Annotated in this window: 1 protein-coding gene and 1 pseudogene; one reads left to right on the top strand and one right to left on the bottom strand. The window is 48.6% G+C overall.

Translation table 11 applies throughout. The features are described 5' to 3' along the window. Window positions 1-1,292: pseudogene (locus R7P72_RS23825) on the top strand (hemolysin family protein); the annotation flags it as partial. Here the strand turns inward: R7P72_RS23825 and R7P72_RS23820 are convergent. Beyond that, window positions 1,282-1,818 (bottom strand): transglycosylase SLT domain-containing protein (locus R7P72_RS23820; protein WP_318110801.1); only part of this gene is annotated, 537 nt, incomplete at its 5' end. The pseudogene R7P72_RS23825 and the gene R7P72_RS23820 overlap by 11 nt on opposite strands.

The raw sequence follows: 1,818 nt of genomic DNA, 5'->3' as shown, positions 1-1,818 counted from the left end.
TCGCACTAAACGGCATTTTCGCTATGTCTGAGATCGCGCTAGTCGCGGCGAAAAGCGGTCGACTAAAAATGATGGCCGAAGACAACGCACCTGCTGCGCTCGCTTTAGAACTAAAAAACAACCCTACCCAGTTTCTTTCGACTATCCAAATCGGCATTACTGCCATCGGTCTACTCAGTGGCATTTTTGGTGAAGCGACGCTGTCCATTCCTTTTGAACACTGGCTCGTTGCCCAAGGGCTAGAGCGCGAAGTCGCCACCATTCTTGCGACCACCAGCGTTGTTATTTTGATCACTTACTTCGCGATCATCATCGGCGAGCTCGTACCAAAACGTTTTGCACAAAACAACGCGGAAAGCATCGCAATTGTGGTCGCCTATCCGATTCATTGGTTAGCCAAACTTGCCAGACCTTTTGTGTTCTTACTTACTGTGTCGACAGACGCGTTACTTAAACTTCTGCGCCAAAACGAAAACCAAGGCGAAATCGTCACAGAAGAAGACATCTTTGCCGTCGTCAATGAAGGTTCGGAATCAGGAGCCATCGAACCGCAAGAACAACTGATGATCCGCAAGCTACTGCACCTCAATGATCGTTTAGCCCTGTCTTTAATGACGCCGCGCTGCGACATCCATTTTTTGGACACCAACTTGCCGCTGGATGGGATTCTCAAACACCTACGTCAAACTCAACACTCAGTTTGGCCAGTGTGCAAAGGCGGTTTAGATAATATCATCGGTACCATCTCCTCAAAAGTATTGCTTGATGAGTACGACCATCTGTCTGTTTCGAGACTCGGTAAACTGCTCTAACATCCGCGCTTTGTACCGGAATCGATGAAAGGCTTGCCTCTGCTGAACTACATGCAACAAACCAGCGCAGAGATGGTGTTTATTGTTGATGAATATGGTGACGTGCAAGGCTTAGTCACCTTATACGATTTGCTCAAGTCCATCGCTGGCGAATTAGGAATGGCACCAGAACAAATCTGGGCGAAGCAGCAAAAAGATGGCAGTTGGCTGATGGATGCGCTGATTCCTCTCAACGAACTCAAATACAAACTGGGATTGACCACAATTGAAGGCGAAGAGAGTGAAGGTTTTCAAACCCTCAATGGCTTTTTAACTTGGTGGCTAGGACGCCTTCCACATGCAGGAGAGTTGGTCGACTATGAGGGCTGGCAGTTTGAGGTGTTAAACGTCAAACATCACCGGATTGTACAAGTTAAAGTGAGCCGAGAGACAGAGTCGGAAACAACCACCGACGCCAACGATGGCGACGCTAACCCATAAAGTTAGGCTGCAAACCTTTCGCCAGCTTCTGCCTAACTTTGTAAGAGACGTCACTCAACGTAATGCTCCCTTTGCTGTGACGATCGATGCCTGCATTTTGTCGGTAAGCGATCGAACCTTGTTTGAACAGCACGTGTGAGGGTGATTTCCCGATTGCCGCGGGGTAGAGAATCGCCATGTAAACATCTTCCAACGAAGACATTCGGTGTCGATAAGGCCAAAAGTAAGCTTTCACATAATCGAGCTGTTCAACGGCGCTCATCATGGCGAGATGCTTAGTGCTCGTCCCCAAGTTTTTCGCGGTTGCGGGCATGAACTGAATCAGACCTGTCGCCCCACTCCCAGAGCCGTTTCTAATGCTAGGGCTGAACGTTTCAGCCGTCTCAAAGGCCATACAAGCCATTAGATGATTCGGGTTGATTTCTAGCTCAGAGCAAATTTCGACCACTTTGCTTTTGAAGGCAGGACTAACTCGCTGTCCCCATGCCAAAACATGCTCAGAAGGCTCTTGAAATGGCTCGGGAGA

This window comes from Vibrio sp. Vb0888 (assembly GCF_033338835.1).
Taxonomy (GTDB): domain Bacteria; phylum Pseudomonadota; class Gammaproteobacteria; order Enterobacterales; family Vibrionaceae; genus Vibrio; species Vibrio alginolyticus.
This window is presented reverse-complemented; position numbering and strand designations above follow the sequence as displayed.